Here is a 20,118-nt window from a genome sequence, read left to right on the forward strand (position 1 = left end):
AGGAACCCGAAATGTGCCGGAAGCCACCAGAAGAGGCATTGGCGCGTTCTACAGGCGTTACACTCAACCCAACGCTAAGTTACGGCTTTGTCCCCTGACAAGAGTGCGCCCAATATGTTGTTGGGCAAGCTGTGCGGGTAAGGCCCGGCTTCGCGGGTCAGGTCATGGGCCTAAGCTTTGTGATGCAGGCGTTGGTACTACCCCTGCCCTATTGCATGCAGATCGCCATAGGCTTCAATAAGAACGGCAGCTCAGAAACCCTGCCATCGGGGACATATGAACCCAGCATTGGATGAAAATCTGCCACTTTGTTCTTCTAAAGAAACGCTTTGTACTCATTCATAAGTGTCGCAACCTGAAGAAGCCCCTGCGCCTCCGATTTGTGAATCAACCCTGGAACATCGATTGCAGGGTTTGCAAACCGTTCACGCATACGACGCAAAGCAACAATTGCCTCTGACGGGTCAAGCTCGACCGTGTCCGCGATGAAGTCATCCGCCGAGATCGCATCTATCGCGTGCCGTTTGAGCGTTTGGGCGGGAAAGTCCGCGAGATTATCAGTCACAATGACCTGAGCCGATGCCGATATCGCAGCCGCAAAGACATGGTTGTCACCTGGGTCCGGCAGATCAAGCTGTGCCTCAAAGACTTCGTATCCAACAACAAGGGACTCTGGAAATGCTGCCTCAATAGCAGCGCGCTGCCGCGCTCCATCCGTCGCTCCCTTTGTGATCCCCAAGATAGCCTTTTGGGTCTCATCAAGAATACGCGCACTCCACCGCGGCCGGAACAGTCCGGCTTCGGCCAAGCTCAGCAACATATTTCGACGGAGAGCACCGCCAAGCACGCAGGCGTCAATCAGCGCTGTGAACCGGTCGGCATGTCCGTTCATACCATTCCGTCTTCGGCATCCATTCGAGCAAGATCACTCAAAGCGTCCGAACGCGCAGCGTCGCGTTTTTCTTTATAAGCAAAGAGATCTTCAGCACGCACGCGCCGATGCCGCCCGGTCTTCGCAAACGGGATATCCCCTTCTTCTAGAAGCTTCACAAGGAAGGGACGTGACACGTTCAGCAGATCTGCGGCTTGTTGCGTTGTAAGTTCCGAACCAACCGGGATCATGCGGAACCCGCGCCCGCTTGAAACCAGCCGCAGAACTTCCAGCAGCGATGCCGCAAGAGCTGGCGCCAGGGTCACGGTTTGAACATCGCCACCTTCCAACGCGAGCGACAACGTCGTCGGGGCCCCCTCTTTCATTTGGGACGCTACGATCGTTCTGAGTTGTTCGGCATTCTTGATCTCGACCTCGTCAGGCAGTCGGTCAAAGAATGCCTCTTTGCTGGGGGCGGCCATGATGATCCTGAAGTTACGTTCTGAGGCAGACAGAACATAGGTGCCATTTGAATTATTCGCAATAGTCGAAATATTCGAAATTCATTGATAGCTTATTAAGTCGACTCAGAGGATCTTTAAGCAATTGAATTTATTATAGTAAATGTGCCACCGTATCCGCAGGTCCGACTTCGTCCGATCTGGCGACACCCCAAGCAGTTGATGACGTGTATTTGCTACAAGCTCTTAAGTGGCTCTCCAGCCACTCACTCGCCCCCTGCCCCAAGCGGCGACGTTCAAGGCACTGGTCCGTGACTTGGCCCAGCACCCGGTCAGCAGGTTTCGCGACGAAACCTAAGGCTTCTCCAAAAGCACCCGGATCTCTTCCATCAGGGATGTCATCAGATCAGGCGACACTGCTGCCCCTTCAATGCGGATCGCATAACCCTGCGAATCGCGCATTTGACGAAGCGTAATACCGTTGGACAACTGCAACGTATCCGCCCGCATTGGCGGAGAAGTTGAACGACCCGAAGGTCTTTGCTCTGATCAACCTGAACATCCAGCGCAGGTTCACAAGTGGGCACGCGCTGGCGCTGTATGAGAACTGTTACCGCTTTGTGCGGACGGGGAGCACGGGGTGGTGGAGCCTTGATCTTTTTCGAAGGCTGATGGGGGTCGGGGACAGTGCCTATTATGAGACCTACAAGCATCTGAATGCCAAGATCATCAAACCCGCCGTGGCCGAGGTGAACAAGACCTCGAACATCATTGTCACGCCTGAGATCCGTAAGCGAGGCAGGGCGGTGTCGGATATCCGGTTCAAGATCGAGGAGAACCCGCAACTGGCGATCCTTGATCTGGATGATGGTACCGGGCTTCGCAATGCGCCTGTTTATGGCCGGTTGAGAGAGCTGGGTGTCAGTGACAGGTTGGCCCGGCAGTGGCTGGCCGAACATGGGGAGCCGTATGTGTCGGCCAAGCTGGAATATGTGGCGGGGCAGGGCAATGTGCGCAATCCCGTGGGGTATCTGACCGCTGCGATGAAGTCGGACTATGCCGTTGAGGTGCCCGTCCCGACCAGCGGCAGGGCGGCGCAGTTGAAAGTGGTGCAGGCCCTGGTTGCCGCACGGACACCGACGCAGAGGGATGCAGACAAACGGTTGTTTCTGAGCGGCATGGACGATGGTGCGGCGCGGCAGGATTTTGAGCGGCATGGCTGGATGTCTGCGCTGAATGCGTCTGCCATCCGGGCGTTTTGGGAAGAGCTTGTGTCGGGGGCTTTCGATGGGGTGGATGGCGAAGGTGGAGTGTAGTAGCCGCTTCAGCCGTCTTCAGATGGCAAGACCTTTATGAGCCATCTGTCAGGGTGCAGTTTATCATCACCTTAGCCTTTTCAGATGCTCCATTCGGCACTGTTTTTTCTATAATGCCGTGGATTTTGCAGTGGTCCGTACTCAGAGCCAATCAACGTAAAGTCCAATCCAATGCCTGCGGAAAAGTGCGCGAAAACCTCATCCGCGATCACTGGGAAGACATCCTGCGGATCGCCGTCACTATGGACACTGAGGCCATGCCACCCAGTCAGATCGTGCGTAAACTGGCTTCTTACCCGCGCCAGAATGACTTGGCCGTGGCGTTGCGCGAAGTCGGGCGGATCGAGCGCACCCTCTTCATCGCGCTATGGCTCACAGACCGTGAGTTGCAACGCCGTGCCCAGATCGGGTTGAATAAAGGCAAAGCGCACCACGCGCTGAAAAACGCCCGACGCATCGGTCGCCAAGACGAAATCCGTGATCGTTCCAGCCGTGCCCAGGATGACCGACTGGCTGAGCTCAATCTCCTCGGGGCGATCATCATCTACTGGAACACAAAGCAACTCGGTCAGATCATCGCAAAACGTAGGCATACCGGAATCTACGACCCAGAAAGCCTGCTCTCACACGTCTCTCCGCTCGGATGGGCGCACATTCTGATAACCAGAGAGTATAGATGGCCCAAAACTACCCAGAAAATCCCGTAACGCAGGATTCCGCTCCTATTCGCAACTGACCCCAAATGGATTTCAATCAAGTGTGTTCTGTAGGCCAAAGTTGCTGCGCTTCCGTTGCGCCATTGCGCCCGGTAAAATACGGGCACGGTCAATGGGAATGCTGTTTTGCAACTATCCCTTTGCGCCTTGTCCGCGTGCGTAGACGTCTTCGTATCTTACAATATCGTCTTCACCCAGATACGCCCCGGTTTGGACTTCAATCAGCACCATGGGAACTTTTCCCGGGTTCTCCATACGATGAACGGCCCCTAGCGGGATATAGATAGACTGATTTTCTGTCACCAGTCTCACTTCGTCATCAACTACCACTTTTGCGGTGCCTTCGACAACAATCCAATGCTCGGCGCGGTGATGGTGGCTTTGCAACGATAAAGAAGCACCTGGGTGCACTACGATCCGTTTCACTTGGAAGCGATCGCCGATTACGAGGCTTTCGAACCAGCCCCAAGGGCGGTGGTCTTTGGGGAACTGCTCGGCCTGCACTGCTCCCTTGGATTTCAGGGACTCTACAGCCAGTTTGACCTCCTGACCCCGTGATGCATCAGCAACAAGCACGGCATCATTCATCGCGACGGCAACAATATTCTCTAGGCCGATACCGACCAATTCCAGCTCGTTGCTTTCTGATCGAAGCAACGTATTGTCGCATTCGATTGCGGTTGCATTTCCATGAACTGAAACACCTCGATCATCCTGCGGACTTGCGCGCCAAACTGCATCCCAGCAGCCAAGATCAGACCACGCCGAAGAAAAAGGAACGACCGAAAGGTTGTCCGCCTTCTCCATTACTGCGTAGTCAATCGATATGTCGTCGACTTTTGACCAGGGCTCTGGCGCAAGGCGTAAGAATCCCAAATCCGTCTGAGCATCAGACACAGCGCGTGCGACCGGTTCGATTAGTGGAGCAGCATGAGCCTTAAAGGCATCGATAACGGTCGCCACTTTGAACACAAAGATGCCCGCGTTCCACATATGCTGTCCGGAAGCGACAAGTTTTGCCGCGGTCGCCGCATCAGGTTTTTCGACGAACCGTGTCAGGGGCACAGCGCTTGAGCCGGGAGCCTCGGCGAGTTCTAGATAACCGTAGCCAGTCTCCGGATAGGTTGGCGCAATGCCGAAAGTCACCAACTGACCGTTCTGTGCTTCGGCCAGAGCGATTTCGGCGGCTGCGAGAAAACTATCGGTATCTGGGATCAGGTGATCCGACGGACACACAAGCATGACTGCGTCAGTGTCTTGCGCATACAGGTGCAGTGCCGCGGCGAGAATGGCAGGCGCTGTGTTTCGCCCCTGTGGTTCGATCAGAATTGCTCCTGGGTCAATGCCGACGGCAGCCAATTGTTCAGTCACAATGAATCTGAAGTCGGAACCAGTTACGATAAGCGGCTTTTCAAAGGCGCACATCCGGTTCGCGGTAGCTTGGAAAAGGGTACGTTCTCCGATAAGATTGGCAAATTGTTTCGGGTAGCTTTTGCGTGATAGCGGCCATAGGCGCGTCCCGGAACCTCCGCACAAAAGAACTGGTGTAATAGTCATTTTCACTTGGCCTTCAAGTAATCCACAGCGATCCTGGTGGTGTTTGCTTGGATTGGATAACCTGTGAGATGATGCGGTTCCAGCTTGTATTGCGCTGTTGTGTGTCTGACGTCAGCACCAATGGGACAGATTAGGGCGATTTGATAAGGGAGGGTTTCTAGCACATCGTAACCATCAAGGAGTGGACATGATACAGAAACCCGGAGCACGAAAGAGCCACGGCTAGAAGGTCGTCAAAGACATCCGTCGTGCGACGCGCAAACAGTACTCTGCCGAAATTCTGCCGAAGAGAAGATCAGGATCGTACTGGACGGCCTGACGGGTGAGGACAGCCTTGCTGAGCTTTGCCGCCGTGAAGGCATTGCACAGAGCCTATATTACAGTCGGTCTAAGGAATTCTTTGAAGCTGGGAAGAAGCGGCTGGCGGGCGATACGGCTCGTGCTGCGACGTCGGCGGAAGTCAAAAACCTGCATCGGGAATCCTGCGATTTGAAAGAGGTCGTCGCTGAACAGGCCTTAAAGCTGCGGCTGCTCAAAAAAAGCATGCTCGGGAAAGGGGGCGACGACGAATGAGGTATCCCGCATCCGAGAAGCTGGAGCGCATCCGCCTCGTCGAAGGGCCGCATCTGTCGACCAAGCGCACGCTGGACAAGCTCGGCATCCCCAGGACCACCTTCTATCGCTGGTATGACCGGTATCAGACTGGCGGTCCCGAAGCGCTTGAGGATCGCAGTCCTAAGCCGTCATGGGTCTGGAACCGCATTCCCGAGCCAATGCGTGAGAAGATTAAGGACCTGGCTTTGAAGGAAAGCGACCTGTCTCCGCGCGAGTTGGCCGTTCAGTTCACCGACGCGGAAAAGTATTTTGTGTCAGAGGCTTCGGTCTATCGCATCCTGAAGTCCAATGATCTGATCACCAGTCCGGCCTATGTAGTTCTATCCGCAGCGGACGAATTCAATGACAAGACCACGCGTTCAAACCAGCTCTGGCAGACAGACTTCACCTATTTGAAGGTCATCGGCTGGGGTTGGTTCTATCTCAGCAAGATCCTGGATGACTACAGCCGGTGCATCATCGCATGGAAGCTCTGCACGACCCTGCTCTCAGACAATGGGTCGAGTTACATCTTGGGCGAACTGGTTGACTGGCTCGAAGTTCAGAAGATGGATCACGTCCGCGGCGCCCCATATCATCCGCAGACCCAGGGTAGGATTTGATCAGACAGCGCCTCGGCCCAGGGCAATTCAGATTGAAACACCGCGTGATAGCCAAAGCCTCGCGGCTTTCTGCTGCCTCAGATGCCCCATTGCGGTATCCATTGACCAAGCACATCAAGTCATCAGGTGTCCCAAGATACTGATCGATACCGTCCACGATGCATTTGGCCTCAAACGGACTGATGGCGGGCGCGATGATCAGATCTGCTAAACCGAGCGCCGCGAGTTGAGGCTTAGCGCCAGTGCGAAGAGGTTTCTCGTCGTATGGTAAAAACTATTCATAGTGAGGGGCACGACGCGTTGTGCGCTGAACTGATCAGGATAAGTGTTTGTTTAAGGGAGCGAAAGCTTATTTCGAGCTAAACAACAAGCGTTTTGCAACCAAGTATCCCGCATATCCGCAGCTTCACTCTCGTGTTGGCTTAGTTCACGCCTTCAAACCGTTGAGTACAGAAGAGGCGCTGTTCGTGTTCGCGCCGCACGATACGAGTGGTACCACCCACCGGCGGATACCGAGGTTGTGCGTTGAGCCACATCGGATAGTCTTCATTGATGAAACGGCTGTGACCACGAAGATGAGCCGCCTGCGGGGGCGATCCCTGCGCGGTGCGCGGCCGGAAGCAGATGCGCCATTTACTCATTGTCGGATCCAGACATTGCTTGCTGGACTACGCTTCGATGAACTGACCACGCCTTGGGTCTTGGATGGCCTCATGGACCGGTTCGCTACTGTGCTTGAACTAATGGTGCAAAATGGTTCATCCTTCGCCTACATCGAGACCCAGTTCGCTCCCACTCTGCAGCCCGGCGGCGTGGTCATCATCGCCGACAACTTGTTGTGGCACAAATCTGCACGCGCTCAGGATTGCTTGAAGGCGCAGGGCAATTGGATGCTTTTCCTGCCACCACACAACCCCGATCTGAATCCCAGTGAGATGGCTTGCTCAGAACTCAACGCTCACCAGCGACAGTTCAAAGCCAGAACTCTTGACGCCTTGTTCCAATCTGTTGCCCAAACCTGTGATCTGTTCCCACCAGAACAGTGCCGCCACCGCCGCGTTGACTTTTATATAAGTTTATTCTGAGCCTATACTGACGCCAAATGGCTGATGGCAAGGACCGAGTACCTTCTTCTTTGTAACGCGATCGCCCTACTTTTAATGGTACAGATCCCATGGTACAAAATTCGAAAACTAGATCTCTAGGTGCGTTATGACCACTCCAACTCTTCCTTTCGGAGCCAAAGACCTTACGTTGGACACCGCTGTTGCCAAGGCTGCAGGCAAGGCCCTGAATGAAAAGTACCTGGGCGCGGAACCCTACCACCACATTTGTATCGATAACTTCCTGACGCCCGAAATCCTCGATGGTGTCCGCCAAGATCTGGGCACGCTACCCGACGCCGAATCCGCCTTTGATCGCGCTCAGGAGAAGCTCAAGACATCCTACAATCCCGAACGTTTGCCCAGCTACACTCGCAGGGTTTTCCATGCGTTGAACTCACAGCCCTTTATCCTGTTTCTGGAAGAGATGACCGGCATCGAGGGTCTGATCCCGGACCCTTATTTCATCGGTGCCGGAATCCACAAAGTGGCTAACGGCGGGCACCTTGATATCCATGCGGACTTCAATCTTCACAAGCAAATGAATGTGGAGCGTCGCCTGAACGTCCTGATTTATCTCAATAAAGGTTGGAAAGAGGAATATGGCAGCTCTTTCGAGGTATGGGACAAGGAGATGACAGGCAAGGTCGCAGGTTTTGTGCCGCACTTCAATCGGATGTGCTGTTTCTCAACCGGGTCCGACACGTTTCATGGCAATCCGGAAACCGTGAACCATCCGGACGGAGAACATCGGATGTCCATAGCGCTGTACTATTATACAGCGACCTGGGACTCGTCGCGCAAATCACACACGACAATTTTTAGACCTCGCCCGAATACGGCAGACCAAGTCGACAAGCTAGTCGCGCGGCGGGCGCACATTGAGGATGCCCTACCACCCATGCTCTATTGTCGTATTGCACACCACCTGCCCAAGATTGGGCTTTGACGCAAAACAATGAGTGATGACGCATTCGACACGGAAAGGTCGTGCGACCTGCTCGTTTCTATCATCAACTATCGAACGGTCGATCTGACGATTGCTTGCATCAAATCCGTTCTTGCAGACTTCGAACACAGCCCAGGCTGGCCTGCGAATGGCCAAATTGTGGTTGTGGACAATGCCTCCGGCGATGGGTCGGCCGACCGTATCGCGGAGTGGATTTCGGAAGCCAGCGCACCAGTGACGTTAATCCGGTCCGCCACCAACACCGGATTTTCTGGCGGACACAATCAGGGGATCAATGCGCGTAAGGCGCACCATTATTTGGTGCTGAATTCAGACGCTGTCTTGCGCCCAGGGTTTTGCGAGCATGTCCTCAAGGCCGCGACGGCGCACCCGAAAGCAGGCCTGATTGCACCCCGTTTGGAATACGATGATGGCACACCACAGATCAGTTGCTTTCGCTTGCCCAGCCCAGCCAGTGAATTAATCCGAGGGGCCGAAACCGGCCCTATCACGCGTCTGTTCAAACGCTATGACATGCCACTTGGGACAGAGCCGACGACACAGGACATCGGTTGGTCCAGTTTCGCTTGCATTCTCTTGCGCGCCGACATGCTGGAGGAGATCGGACCTATGGACGATGGATACTTCCTTTATTTCGAGGATACCGAGTTTTGCCTGCGCGCAGGTCGTGCAGGCTGGAAGATTGCGCATACCCCAAAGGCACGAGCCGTACATTTCCGGGGCGGAAGTGCGCCTGTGAAAGCATTAGCACATGCACGCAAACGCCTACCCGCCTACTACTATGCCTCACGCAGTCGCCTGTTCTACCAAAGCTACGGCTATGCTGGCCTCTGGTTCGCAAATCTGATGTGGCATGTTGGCCGCGGCGTAGCTCGGCTTCGCGTGGTTTTTGGAAAACCTGTCCCAAACGGTGTCGAAGCAGAGGCGCGAGATATTTGGATTAACGCACTCACACCTATGCGTATCTATGATGCGACAGGTCCCCGCACATGAGGTTGCCAGACTACATCATCATCGGCGCAATGAAATGCGGCACAAGCACATTGGCGGCCCAGCTCGGTGCACAGCACCGTGTGTTCATGACGACGCCGAAGGAACCAAATTTCTTCTCGGATGACCCAGTCTTTGCGAAAGGGATTAACTGGTATCACAGCCTTTTTGACGGCGCTAAGCATGGCGATCTCAAAGGCGAAGCGAGTACGCACTATACGAAACTGCACGATCTGCCCGACACACTGCCCCGTTTGCGCGCCACTTTTAACCATTCGCCGCGCCTGATTTATCTGATCCGCGATCCATTGGCGCGCGCTGTATCTCACTATATTCACGAATGGACCATGGGCGTAATAACAACCGATTTGGCCTCGGCGCTCGACACACATCCCGCACTGGTCGACTATGGTCGTTATGGTATGCAGCTCGCACCGTGGGTTGAAACCTTTGGCACGGAGGCAATCCATGTGGACACGCTCGAAGCAATGTACGCCGATCCCGCGGCACTGATGCTCCGCATTGGTCATTTCCTCGGGCGCTCCGATTTAAGGTGGAAGGAGGACACTGGTCCCCAAAACGTTAGCTCTGAACGCCTGCAGCGCCGGGCACTGGACGGCCTTCTGATAAACAACCCGGTTGCAACAATGCTGCGCCGCAAACTCATCCCGCAAGCCCTGCGCGACAAGATCAAAGCAGGACGCCAAATGAAAAAACGACCAGAGATCGGACCAGATCACATAGCACGGCTTAAGGCGATCTTTGCCGAAGATCGGACCATCCTTCACGCACTCCTGCCCGGACGGTCGGACCTTGATGTAGCGTATCAGGCCGTGCTGTCGTGACGACCCGTACCGCCACCGTCATCATCGGGCGAAACGAAGGCGCGCGTCTTGTGGCATGCTTGGCTTCGGTACCGCAGGGTATGGGTGATGTGGTGTATGTGGATAGTGGGTCAACTGACGGCTCAATTGCAGCGGCTCAAGCCGCAGGCGCGTGTGTTATACCTTTGGACATGAGCCAACCCTTCACGGCCGCGCGGGCCCGAAATGCCGGCATTACTGCGCTGAAAACCCCGCATGACTACATCCAATTCATCGACGGAGATTGTACCTTGGACCCCGAATGGGTGCCCAAGGCACATAAATTTCTCACCAATCAACCGGATGTGGCCGTGGTTTGCGGACGGCGGCGCGAACGCTTTCCCAGCCATTCTATGTACAATCGTCTGTGTGATTTCGAATGGAACACGCCGGTGGGCGAGACCAAAGCATGTGGTGGTGATGCGCTTATGCGGCTTGAAGCACTCAATGCTGTCGGCGGTTTTAATCCGTCCCTCATTGCTGGCGAAGAGCCCGAATTATGCGTGCGCTTGCGAGCCGCGGGTTGGCGCGTGTGGCGGTTGGACGCCGAAATGACGCTGCATGATGCAGCCATAACGCGCTTCGGTCAGTTTTGGCAACGTGCAAAGCGTAGTGGCCACGCTTTTGCTGAAGGGACCGTTATGCATGGTGACCCGCCAGAGCGGCACGGCGTTGAACAAACCCGGCGCGCGCTAGTATGGGGGGCAGGGCTGCCGCTTGGCATTGTCGCAATGACCCTAATTTTCGGGCCATCGGCCTTCGCGCTCGCGCTTGTGTATCCGTTGCAGGTGGTGCGTTTGGCGATGCGCGACGGCGGCACGCGGCCGGCATGGGAACGGAGCCTTCTTTTGACCATAGGCAAGTTTGCCGAAGCCCGAGGCGCTCTGTCTTACCACATGCGGCGCTTGCGGGGCAGGCAAGCTGAATTGATTGAGTACAAATGACAAACCCACGCAGCAGTACATCCTAATCATTGGGGCCATGAAGTCCGGCACGACATCCTTGTTTGCGACACTGGCAAGGCACCCGAAGATCGCGCCAGCCCACCCGAAAGAACCGGGCTATTTCGCTTTTGACGATGTGAACGCTCAGGGGCTGGACTGGTATGACAGTCTCTTCGATTTCGATCCAGACAGCCAAGCCTATCGGCTGGACGGCAGTACGGACTACACAAAGGCACCCTTTGTCACAGGGGTCCGAGAGCGCATGGCAGCTGTACCAGGTGCGCGTTTCAAGCTGATCTACATCATGCGCCATCCGTTGCGCCGCATTGAATCCCACGCGCGCGATGTTCAGCGCACGCGTAAGGAAATTGGTCAGTACAACTCTAAGCATGCTGACCACAGTCTCGATACAAGCGTCTCACTGCAATCTTTAGCCATGGCGCGCTATGCCGAGCAGCTTGATGTGTTTGCCGACCTGTTTGACGCGGGCGATATCTTTGTCACCGGCCTCGAAGACCTCAAAGCCGAACCCGCGGAAACGCTAGAGCGGCTCTATCGTTTCCTGGACCTCGACTTTGAGCGCAAAGCAACGGACATAACGCGCAAGAACGTTGCCAAAGACCGCGTATCGCTCAGCTCTTCTTGGTCTGCGCTCACGTCAAACCCTTTTTTACTCAAAGTTGGAAAGTTATTTTTGTCAGAGGCGCTACAAAAGAAAATCAAAAGCCGCTTTCGGCGCAGAGTGGTCGTCGAGGGACGATTTGACCTTACTCCAGAAGAAGAAGCGACACTTCTCTCTCTGCTGAACGACGACCTGCATCGGCTTCAGACCCGCTTTGGATTTGACGTGGAACGCGTTTGGGGTATCCCGGTATCAATGTCTTGAACCACCGGCCTGGCGAACCGCGTGTATTGTCTTGGTCCTTTGTTCTTTACCTCCTGCACGTCACTTTGCTCCGGATCAGCCTCCCGATCGAACTGCACGAACCCTGCAAGTGCACCAGCCATCAACCAACCAATCGGGCTTAGTGCCGAGTTGGGTATAAGATAAATCAGATTACCTGTCATGATAAGAGCAAGGGCCATTGTCGCAATGGGAATATCCTTGCGTCGCCTCACGCGCATGAGTGCTAGTAAAGGAACAGTCAGAAGTGTGAAGAACGCCAGATATCCGATCCAACCGCTTTCGCCCAAGACAATGATCCAGGTACCATCAGATGTCGAAGTGCGTTCGCCTCTATCGTTATAGATAAGACTGCGCCCCCAAGTTCCCCAACCAAAGACAGGCTTTTCCAACGCCCGAGCAAGCAGCTGATCCTCATTGTCGAGGCGGAATTGAAATGATTGTGCACGTTCTGGCGAGATGCGCTCAGTAAGCTGAGTGATTTGATCTGTAGGAGCAAAGCCAGACTGACGGATGGCTGGATACAACAGAAAGGGGATAACTATCACCCAAACGAACCTCAGCTGCCAACTTCGCGGTGCCATTATTACAATGATCAGAAGCAACGCAATCACAGTTGCAGCAAGGTTCTTGCTTATAAAGAGAACGCCAAACAGCCAGACCGCACTCAGGAAATACAGACCACGATTGTGTTGAGGATGAGACCGTAGAAGCGCAAATGCTGCCAGTGTTACTGTAAAAAGCCAAAATCCGACCGAAAGGCCGTGACTCAGAAATACTTTCGGCCTGTATCCATCACCCCGAATATGCTGAAGAAATGAGTGTTGATGATACCCATACACCCAGTTGTGGAGTTGTGGGCTGAACCTGACTTCGAACACCACAAGCAAACTGTAAAGTAAACCCGCTAGGACAAGAGAGACGAGAACTTTTCGATGCTGTTCTACCGTCGCGAGATGTCGTCTTGCCAATAAAAACGGTATCAGGAAGGATAGCGTTTCAACAGTCATGCCCAAAAAATCCCAGGGTCGTATTGCGGGAAGGACAACAGGGCCAACAACCACTGCCGTGCGGTTGCTCAGCATTGTGAAAGCAGGCGCCAGTAACAGTGCAATTATGGCGAGGTTGAGAATTTGACCGACCCGGCGATCCTGATTTCTCAACTTAGGTTCCTTGGATTGCTGAACCTTCCGGCGAAAGAACAGCGTGCCTAGAAGCATTCCGGCCATCAAAATAAGGGTTTTGTCCACCGGCGGTAGTCCCGGTAGATCAACTTCAAATTTCTCGGGCAAAAACAAATAGCCTACGAGCGTGCTTATCACCAAAGCCCGCGCAAACGACATCTGTGCGAAAAAGAAAAGCGCTATAAGCGGCCAGCTCAAAATGGCCAAAAGAGGCATTTTATATCTCCGAGAAGCGCTTGACGCTATGAAGCCGCCGAGTTACGAGGACGCCTGCTGGGCGCTGCTTTATTCTACCTTGCTGTCCCGATCAAAGGAAGTTGGTTCTTCTTCGACATGTAGATGTGGACAAGTGTGTGATCCGGCGTTTCAAGTCTCTTCTGGCATCAGATAATGTAAAGGGCCGGACTGTCCGCGGGATACTGGCAACGATCTGGCTTGCTGGCGGCGGCCAGATGTTACGATTTGCATCAAACCTGCTGCTGACCAGGTTACTGTTTCCGGAAGCGTTCGGGATCATGGCACTTGTCCAGGTTATCATCGGCGGGCTTGTCATGTTTGCGGATGCCGGCTTGCGCGGCTCCGTTGTTCAGAACCCTCGGGGCGACGAACCGGCATTTCTTGACACGGTGTGGACGGTGCAAATCCTGCGTGGAATCGCTCTATGGCTGATAATCAGTCTTCTCGCAGTAGTCTTTTCCCGGTTTTTTCAACAGCCACAACTGATCCATATTTTGCCCGTAGCTGGTGTAACCCTGGTTATTCAGGGTCTGCACAGTACAAAAGTCTTAAGTGCACAGCGTCACTTACAGCTGGGACGACATGCATCGTTGACCTTAGCCTCGCAAATGATTGGACTGATTGGCACGGCTTTTCTGGCGTATTTTCTCCAAACAGTTTGGGCGTTGGCCATTGGAATGTTGATACAGCCTACGATCGCTCTTCTCTTGTACGCCCGTTACTTGGAAGGCCACCGCAACAGGCTGGCGCTTGAGCGGGCAAGTTTGCGTGACATTTTTAATCTGGGCAAGTTTCTTAGCATAAGCAGCATCGCAACTTACGTTATGAACCAAAGCGATAGAGCCATCTTGGGCACGGCTATAACCGTTGATTTGCTGGGCATTTATGGACTTGCCTTGGCCCTGGCTCAGATACCAACAACGTTGACCCAGAGAATAGCAGGCTCTGTCTTGTTTCCGCTTTACCGCATGCGGCATCCTTTAGACGACCTTCGGAACCAAACCAATCTATTCAAAGTCAGACGCTTACTTGTATTGGCTGGGTGTTCAATGCTGAGCCTAGTGGCACTCACCGGACCATGGCTCGTGGAGACGTTGTATGACGACAGGTACAAAGCCGCCGGAGGAATTGCCGTTCTGCTAGCGGTGGCTCTAATGCCTAGAATGATAATGACAGGCGTCATGAATTCAGCGGTCGCAAAGGGTAATTCGTTTGCCATGATGGCGGTGAACCTCAGCACTGCAATCGTGCAGTTGACAATACTTGTCGCATTGGTTCCCAGTTTCGGGATTATCGGTGTTAGCGTAGCCATTGGATTAGCGCCAGTGATTGTATACCCGTTGGTTGCTTACTATAGCGCTCAGTATAAAACCTGGGACGGCTGGGGCGACCTAGCATTTTTTGTAACATCCAGCACCTTAACTGCCTACGCACTGTGGCTGCATTGGAATGATATTCAGACAGTCGTCTACTTATCATAACTATCATTATGGGGTTTAGATTCGCTGCTTCTTCGGCGTTGCTACATCCACAAGCCGCGTGATGTTTTCCGCGGAAACTTCAAGCGCCCTAGCAAGGACGATTAACTCAACCACATCGATCTGTCTTTGACCGCTTTCAATACGCGCAACCATGGACTGGTGACATGACAACCTGCTGGCGAGATCAGCCTGAGTCAGACCGGCAGTCTTCCTTATCCTGATCAGTTCAGCGCACAACGCTTCGTGCCCCTCTACGGCCAGTGGGGTCCCCCGGAACGAAGCACTAAGCGCCTCGAAATACCTCGGCCGCGCGATCTGGCGAAAGTGGAGCAGATACCACCGCCGAAGCCGCACCGACAAGAGACTATACAACGATGCAATACGCGAAGCTCTTAGGGCAGAACCTCATGGCACGCGACTTCGATCGTCAGGTCGCCGAACTCCACGTCCGAGCTGCCGTCCTGAAAAGCTAAACCGCGCTCGGTATACCTATCATAAAGCCCGTGGGAAAAGTGCCCCAAGTGAAAGGGGGTTCCGGGGTTCACGCTCTTTGCGCAACGGAGCCGAGGTTAGCACGCGAGAATTCATCCATATGATTGACTAGTTTGTTAGACCGACGACACTGCTTTATTTTACTCTCATGCCCAACAGGCATGTCGGTCGTGTACCAGATCGTCATTCTTCGCAGTCCGGCTCTCCACGCTCCCAATTGACTTCAACACGACCATCGGGCCACTGCCTATATGTTCTTTCGCTATCGCCGAATACAATCAGAGCGCCCTCTGCAAGCCCTTCTTGAGCTGCTTTGAGCGTTGCCGGACCGATGATCGCATCCAGCTCATCCATCGTCATGTCTGCCAAAGCCTTCTCAGGTGCCATGATGGCCCTCCTATTGCGGGGTGTTGGCAACAAGCAATCGATCAATCTCACGTCGCAAGGCGGTTGATCGCTCACAGTACCGATTAGACCAGATCGTCAACCCGCCATAGACGCTGGCCACTAAGACGACGCCATAGATCTGAAATGCTATAGCCGAAAAAGCATACCTTCCGAGACCAACAGTATCCAGAAGTGATGCCCACAAAAAATAGCCAGGAATTGCGGCGAGAAGACTGATGACAAAGGCGCTGAATACGGTTGCTGGGATAGATGTATTGATGGTCAGTTCCTTGCTGTCTCGGACAAGCTCGGTCGTAAAATTGGCGAAAGCCATAGGTTTGCCTGAGGCTACCTTGGTTATGACAGCTACTTCGTGTCCGGGTTGCGCACCATCAAAAAAGGTCGCCTTGATAGCGGTGCTCTTTGCCATTTTCATCACGTATCCAAAGGTCAGGCATTGTGCTTACTCGGCCGTAACCAGTCTGCCGATCCACACGGACCGATTGCACCTGCTCTCTCGCAGTGGCTACGATGCCGCGCACGATTGCGAGTTCGTCACTCATGTCGGAATTGGCCCAGAGGGGTTGTAGACTGAAATGGGCTCCTGGCGTTGAAAAGGTTCGCGTCGGCGGAGTTCATACCCATCCAATGCAAGCCCAATCTCATTAGCGAGGCAGCCAATCTCAGATTTGATCTTAATGAAGTCGCGAAGAGGCTTTCGCGCGGGATCGGTCTGCGGGTAACGCGCGTACTTCCAGTTAAGAGCGATATGCATGCTCAAAAGATGGCCACCGTTCGACATATTGGCCAGAAGAGGTGAACGTGGCAAACCGTGCAAAAGCACATGCCCTGCTTTAAATGCCGCCACGGCATCGGGATGCTCTGCCTCCTTGCAAGCATCTCCGCACTTCAGGCCATACAGAGGCACATCTCCTATATCGATGCCCTCTAGTACTGCGGAGATCTTCCGAGCGACTGTAGTGTCCATAAAGGGCGCAATAAGTATATCGCTCCGCTGAACGACAGAGAGCGCAAGATCATCGGCCTGCGCACCTGTATCGATAAGGATGGTGGCGAAGCTTGGAAGTCGCTCGTCGACTTTGCCCTCAATAATGTCAGTCAACTCTTTGACGCTTGAGACGTGATAGACTGTCAGATGATCTATTGTTGCACCATGTCTCTTTATATGCTGCTGCCAGCGAGTAAGGCATGCTGATCTGCTTGAAACACAACGCGCCTTAGGAGTTGCATCAATTACAACAACTGAGGAGTCTCTTCCCTTGGTTAAAGTCGATGCCAACGCCATGGCAGCGGTAGTGCGGCCAGCTCCAACCTCAGGCGCGAGGAATGTGACGATCCTTGGTCTCATAGGTTGAATGTATCTTAAAACAGGTAGATTTAAAACCGACAATTCGCACCTTAACGGCTGTGAAACGGACGCCAAAAAGCGAGTTGAGAGACGTGCTTGCACGGAACCTGCGGGTGTTTCGTGCTGAGCATGGTTGGTCTCAGGAACGGTTGGCACACGAAGCTGGCCTGAACCGCACGTATCTTAGCGCTGTGGAACGATCAGAGCAGAACATCTCGGTGGACAACATTGCGCGTCTGGCTGATGCCATGGGTGTTGAAGCATGGTTGCTGATTAAGTGAGCCTCGCGATCCGAAGTGATGCACCTCTATACCTAGGAAAAGCTCAGCTAGGGTCCAAGCCTATAGCCCGCCAAAACCGCAGTCGATCCCCGGTAGTCCCCCATTTTTAGAAGGGCGCGTCAGTAGAATTTTCTCGAAGATGAAAGAGGAGATTCTGATGAAGAAATCGAAGTACAGCGACGCGCAGATCATGGCGATCCTGAAGCAGGCGGAGAACGGTGCGCCGGTGTCTGAACTGTGTCGCGAACATGGGATGAGCAGCGCAAGCTTCTACAAGTGGCGCTCCAAATACGGCGGCATGGATGCGAGCTTGATGGCACGAATGAAAGAGCTCGACGAAGAGAACAAGCGCCTCAAGAAGATGCATGCCGAGAAGAGCATGCAGAACGATCTGCTGAAGGAAGCCTTGAGAAAAAAGTGGTGAGGCCGAAAGACGCGCGCGTCGGTGCAAACTGGAGCGACTTGTCAGTCCAAGAAAGATTGTGATCAAGAAGCTTAAGGAAGGATGGTCAATCTGCAGAACTCGCCCGCTACGTACCCAAGGCGCGCCATCTGTGCTTCACCTCTCGTTAAATACCTTCGGAATGCAATGCTGGGCAGCGGTCAGCCAGAAAAGATTAGACTGTTCACCGCTTCTTTTCGAACCGTGAAGCACGCTGTTGGGCAGCAATCAACGGGTCCTGACCCTTGAACTTGCGCAAGAATTTTAGCCGTGGAATGCTTCACAACCTCTGAAATGAGATGGTTCATCTTGCAGTGCCTAAATTGAAACGTGTAAACTAAGGTGAGTGGTTATCAATAGCAGCCAGATATGGAAACCGTCGAACAGAGTCGAAAGTACGTTTTGGTATCGCCGTGCCGTAACGAGGCCGACTACATGCAACGTACGCTTGACAGCGTCATCGCTCAGAACGAGACCCCTGCCCTATGGGTTATAGTAGACGATGGATCGACGGATGACACGCCCGTTATTCTGGCGGACTATGCAGCGCGGCACAAGTGGATCAAAGTGCTTACCAAACCCGATCGGGGGCATCGTGCCGTTGGTCCCGGGGTGATTGAAGCATTCTACTACGGGTTGGATCAAACCGATTGGCAGAACTTTGACTATTTATGTAAGCTCGATCTGGATCTTGATCTGCCGCAGGAATACTTTGCGACGTTAATGGCAAAAATGGAAGCCGAACCGCGTATCGGCAGCTGCTCTGGCAAGCCTTATTTCCGAAAGGGCGATCGCATGGTGTCGGAAAAGTGCGGGGACGAGATGTCTGTTGGAATGACCAAGTTCTATCGTAGGGCTTGCTTCCAAGACATTGGTGGCTTTGTACGTGAAGTCATGTGGGACGCGATTGATTGTCACAAGTCCCGGCAGCTTGGCTGGATCGCCTGTTCGTGGGATACTCCTGAATTGCGGTTCGAACACTTGAGACCGATGGGCAGCAGCCAGAAGAGTATCCTGACTGGCCGTATACGGCACGGTTTTGGTCAGTATTACATGGGGACAAACTTCTGGTTCTTCACAGCAAGCTGTCTATTCAGAATGGCGCATCCGCCTTATTTGATTGGCGGGCTGGCAAGTTGGTGGGGGTATGTGCGTTCAGTCATCAAAGGAGAGAAACAGCAAGACGATACTGAGTTGCGAAAGTTTATCCAAGCTTACCAAATGCGTGCCTTGCGCGTAGGTAAATCTGCTGCAACCGCCGAGATCGTTAGGCGTCAGACGGGTGTCTGGAACACACGTATTCCTGCCACCGAGCAAACTGAGGAACCCGCCCGGGAGGCACTAACCTAGACGCTTTTGTTTTTTGGTATTGCATCAACAACTGGGATCGCAGAAATTGCCTTAGTCTTGAGGCTTTTCGCATTTTTTGCGATGGTTGATCAGTTGCTGTTACTCAGTCTCGTCAGTCCTGTAGACGAAGATACACCTGCGCGGCACATACGCCTTAGGGGTCAGGGGTACGCGAAAGTAAGTGACGAATTTCATAGCGCGGGCCTCTCGATCCTAGGGATGAACTTAGGGTGTAGAAAAGTCCTACGTCCGTTCTCTCCCTATACATAGCTGCGCATTTACGTATTTACGCAAGTATGCAGTTGTGAATTTATGCGTTTGCTGCTTCGCACATTTGCGATAGAGTCCGAACTATGAAAGCGATACCAATAGCCGCCCAAAAAGGGCGGAGCAGGTAAAAAACGCTTTGTAGAAATCTGTCAGTGACCGCTGCACTGGATGGCCGGAACGTGCTTTGCCTCGATCTGGACTCCCAAAGCTCATTCAAAGGATGGTGGGAAAGCCGCGAAACTGAAACCCGGGCAATGCTGGAATGTGGCCCGGCCCCTAACGCGCTACGCGACACTCCGGAGGCGGCCAAGGCACAATTCGACCTGTGCATAATCAACACACCACTACCGGCCCCAGACAATCCTATTCACCTAGCCCCGGGCGCCCGCCTGGAGGTCGCTCTACGCCGGGACTATGCCGGTATGCGTGAGATGATCATGGGCGACGCGCCAAGCTTTGATGACGTGATGAGCGCGATCGCGGAGCTTGAAGCAGAAATCAACGCAACCTGACCTGGAAGAGCCTGGCGATTGGACGTCATCGACCTGTTGATTGGAAGTGAACAAGGCACCAATCGCCAATCTTCTGACACCAGGGAAGACCTGCAAATCTGTCATGAGTTATAGGATGTCGTTCTATAACTCATGAATGAGCCATTTTTGAGCGATAGAACTGTCTGTCACGCCTCCGTCAGCCCTGCATCCTCCAACTGC

The 20,118-nt window shown here is 53.6% G+C and carries 17 protein-coding genes and 6 pseudogenes; 15 read left to right on the forward strand and 8 right to left on the reverse strand.

What is annotated here, in order from left to right:
• Positions 1–316: 316 nt before the first annotated feature.
• Complete coding sequence (locus RA29_RS20775) at positions 317–892, reverse strand: PIN domain-containing protein (RefSeq protein ID WP_039689694.1); 576 nt, start codon at positions 890–892, stop codon at positions 317–319.
• Positions 889–1,353, reverse strand: a complete 465-nt coding sequence (locus RA29_RS20780; RefSeq protein WP_039689696.1) for a helix-turn-helix domain-containing protein — start codon at positions 1,351–1,353, stop codon at positions 889–891. The genes RA29_RS20775 and RA29_RS20780 overlap by 4 nt, the downstream gene beginning before the upstream one ends.
• A 482-nt stretch (positions 1,354–1,835) precedes the next feature.
• Between RA29_RS20780 and RA29_RS20785 the strand changes: the two are divergent.
• A pseudogene (locus RA29_RS20785) lies at positions 1,836–2,648 on the forward strand (replication initiation protein); the annotation flags it as partial.
• A 155-nt stretch (positions 2,649–2,803) separates the two neighbouring features.
• A pseudogene (locus RA29_RS20790) lies at positions 2,804–3,355 on the forward strand (Tn3 family transposase); the annotation flags it as partial.
• A gap of 141 nt (positions 3,356–3,496) precedes the next feature.
• Here the strand turns inward: RA29_RS20790 and RA29_RS20795 are convergent.
• Entirely contained in the window at positions 3,497–4,921 is a 1,425-nt protein-coding gene (locus RA29_RS20795; protein WP_039689698.1) for a mannose-1-phosphate guanylyltransferase/mannose-6-phosphate isomerase, read from the reverse strand.
• Between the two features lie 241 nt (positions 4,922–5,162).
• On the opposite strand from RA29_RS20795, the pseudogene RA29_RS22655 reads away from it, so the two are divergent.
• The 7 genes and pseudogenes from RA29_RS22655 to RA29_RS22200 all read left to right on the forward strand — a co-directional run.
• Positions 5,163–6,135, forward strand: a pseudogene (locus RA29_RS22655) (DDE-type integrase/transposase/recombinase); the annotation flags it as partial.
• 457 nt (positions 6,136–6,592) lie between these two features.
• Positions 6,593–7,223, forward strand: a pseudogene (locus RA29_RS20805) (transposase); the annotation flags it as partial.
• Between the two features lie 169 nt (positions 7,224–7,392).
• A complete protein-coding gene (locus RA29_RS20810; RefSeq protein ID WP_241462678.1) occupies positions 7,393–8,190 on the forward strand; it encodes a 2OG-Fe(II) oxygenase in 798 nt (265 codons plus the stop codon).
• Between the two features lie 9 nt (positions 8,191–8,199).
• A complete protein-coding gene (locus RA29_RS20815; RefSeq protein WP_052249852.1) occupies positions 8,200–9,204 on the forward strand; it encodes a glycosyltransferase family 2 protein in 1,005 nt (334 codons plus the stop codon).
• Positions 9,201–10,046 (forward strand): sulfotransferase domain-containing protein, encoded by an 846-nt coding sequence (locus RA29_RS20820; RefSeq protein ID WP_039689702.1) that lies wholly within the window; start codon positions 9,201–9,203, stop codon positions 10,044–10,046. The genes RA29_RS20815 and RA29_RS20820 overlap by 4 nt, the downstream gene beginning before the upstream one ends.
• Positions 10,043–11,008, forward strand: coding sequence for a glycosyltransferase family A protein (locus RA29_RS20825; protein ID WP_039689704.1), 966 nt, complete (start codon positions 10,043–10,045; stop codon positions 11,006–11,008). Before RA29_RS20820 ends, RA29_RS20825 begins: the two co-directional genes overlap by 4 nt.
• Entirely contained in the window at positions 10,995–11,894 is a 900-nt protein-coding gene (locus RA29_RS22200; protein ID WP_275041522.1) for a sulfotransferase, read from the forward strand. The genes RA29_RS20825 and RA29_RS22200 overlap by 14 nt, the downstream gene beginning before the upstream one ends.
• Here the strand turns inward: RA29_RS22200 and RA29_RS20835 are convergent.
• Complete coding sequence (locus tag RA29_RS20835; protein ID WP_039689706.1) at positions 11,834–13,312, reverse strand: O-antigen ligase family protein; 1,479 nt, start codon at positions 13,310–13,312, stop codon at positions 11,834–11,836. The two genes, RA29_RS22200 and RA29_RS20835, sit on opposite strands and share 61 nt — an antisense overlap.
• 137 nt (positions 13,313–13,449) lie before the next feature.
• Here RA29_RS20835 and RA29_RS20840 point away from each other — a divergent pair, with 137 nt between their 5' ends.
• Positions 13,450–14,814: an oligosaccharide flippase family protein gene (locus RA29_RS20840; RefSeq protein WP_052249854.1), complete on the forward strand. Its 1,365-nt coding sequence runs from the start codon at positions 13,450–13,452 to the stop codon at positions 14,812–14,814.
• 15 nt (positions 14,815–14,829) lie between these two features.
• Here the strand turns inward: RA29_RS20840 and RA29_RS23715 are convergent, their stop codons facing one another.
• Positions 14,830–15,168, reverse strand: a complete 339-nt coding sequence (locus RA29_RS23715) for a helix-turn-helix transcriptional regulator (RefSeq protein ID WP_241462683.1) — start codon at positions 15,166–15,168, stop codon at positions 14,830–14,832.
• Here RA29_RS23715 and RA29_RS22660 point away from each other — a divergent pair.
• Positions 15,068–15,287: pseudogene (locus RA29_RS22660) on the forward strand (IS5/IS1182 family transposase); the annotation flags it as partial. The gene RA29_RS23715 and the pseudogene RA29_RS22660 overlap by 101 nt on opposite strands.
• A 202-nt stretch (positions 15,288–15,489) precedes the next feature.
• On the opposite strand, the gene RA29_RS20850 reads toward RA29_RS22660, so the two are convergent.
• From RA29_RS20850 to RA29_RS20860, 3 genes are all read right to left on the reverse strand, one after another.
• Positions 15,490–15,693, reverse strand: coding sequence for a hypothetical protein (locus tag RA29_RS20850; protein WP_039689708.1), 204 nt, complete (start codon positions 15,691–15,693; stop codon positions 15,490–15,492).
• A 10-nt stretch (positions 15,694–15,703) separates the two neighbouring features.
• Complete coding sequence (locus RA29_RS20855; protein ID WP_039689709.1) at positions 15,704–16,129, reverse strand: hypothetical protein; 426 nt, start codon at positions 16,127–16,129, stop codon at positions 15,704–15,706.
• 123 nt (positions 16,130–16,252) lie between these two features.
• Complete coding sequence (locus RA29_RS20860; RefSeq protein ID WP_152613110.1) at positions 16,253–17,062, reverse strand: hypothetical protein; 810 nt, start codon at positions 17,060–17,062, stop codon at positions 16,253–16,255.
• Positions 17,063–17,154: 92 nt separating this feature from the next.
• Between RA29_RS20860 and RA29_RS20865 the strand changes: the two genes are divergently transcribed.
• The 4 genes and pseudogenes from RA29_RS20865 (at position 17,155) to RA29_RS20880 (ending at position 19,917) form a co-directional block, all read left to right on the forward strand.
• Positions 17,155–17,343 carry a helix-turn-helix transcriptional regulator gene (locus tag RA29_RS20865; protein ID WP_241462681.1) on the forward strand — a complete coding sequence of 63 codons (189 nt, stop codon included), beginning with the start codon at positions 17,155–17,157 and terminating at the stop codon, positions 17,341–17,343.
• 157 nt (positions 17,344–17,500) lie between these two features.
• Positions 17,501–17,761, forward strand: a pseudogene (locus tag RA29_RS20870) (transposase); the annotation flags it as partial.
• 393 nt (positions 17,762–18,154) lie between these two features.
• Positions 18,155–19,135 (forward strand): glycosyltransferase family A protein, encoded by a 981-nt coding sequence (locus RA29_RS20875; protein WP_052249856.1) that lies wholly within the window; start codon positions 18,155–18,157, stop codon positions 19,133–19,135.
• Between the two features lie 422 nt (positions 19,136–19,557).
• Positions 19,558–19,917, forward strand: coding sequence for a hypothetical protein (locus RA29_RS20880; RefSeq protein WP_039689715.1), 360 nt, complete (start codon positions 19,558–19,560; stop codon positions 19,915–19,917).
• The last annotated feature ends 201 nt before the right edge of the window (positions 19,918–20,118 follow it).

The organism is Tateyamaria sp. ANG-S1 (assembly GCF_000814025.1).
Taxonomy (GTDB): domain Bacteria; phylum Pseudomonadota; class Alphaproteobacteria; order Rhodobacterales; family Rhodobacteraceae; genus Tateyamaria.

Coding starts and splice junctions, on each gene's coding strand:
- RA29_RS20775 (WP_039689694.1), bottom strand. CDS start 892: ATGAACGGACATGCCGACCGGTTCACAGCGCTGATTGACGCCTGCGTG.
- RA29_RS20780 (WP_039689696.1), bottom strand. CDS start 1,353: ATGGCCGCCCCCAGCAAAGAGGCATTCTTTGACCGACTGCCTGACGAG.
- RA29_RS20795 (WP_039689698.1), bottom strand. CDS start 4,921: ATGACTATTACACCAGTTCTTTTGTGCGGAGGTTCCGGGACGCGCCTA.
- RA29_RS20815 (WP_052249852.1), top strand. CDS start 8,200: ATGAGTGATGACGCATTCGACACGGAAAGGTCGTGCGACCTGCTCGTT.
- RA29_RS20820 (WP_039689702.1), top strand. CDS start 9,201: ATGAGGTTGCCAGACTACATCATCATCGGCGCAATGAAATGCGGCACA.
- RA29_RS20835 (WP_039689706.1), bottom strand. CDS start 13,312: ATGCCTCTTTTGGCCATTTTGAGCTGGCCGCTTATAGCGCTTTTCTTT.
- RA29_RS20850 (WP_039689708.1), bottom strand. CDS start 15,693: ATGGCACCTGAGAAGGCTTTGGCAGACATGACGATGGATGAGCTGGAT.
- RA29_RS20855 (WP_039689709.1), bottom strand. CDS start 16,129: ATGAAAATGGCAAAGAGCACCGCTATCAAGGCGACCTTTTTTGATGGT.
- RA29_RS20860 (WP_152613110.1), bottom strand. CDS start 17,062: ATGAGACCAAGGATCGTCACATTCCTCGCGCCTGAGGTTGGAGCTGGC.
- RA29_RS20875 (WP_052249856.1), top strand. CDS start 18,155: ATGGAAACCGTCGAACAGAGTCGAAAGTACGTTTTGGTATCGCCGTGC.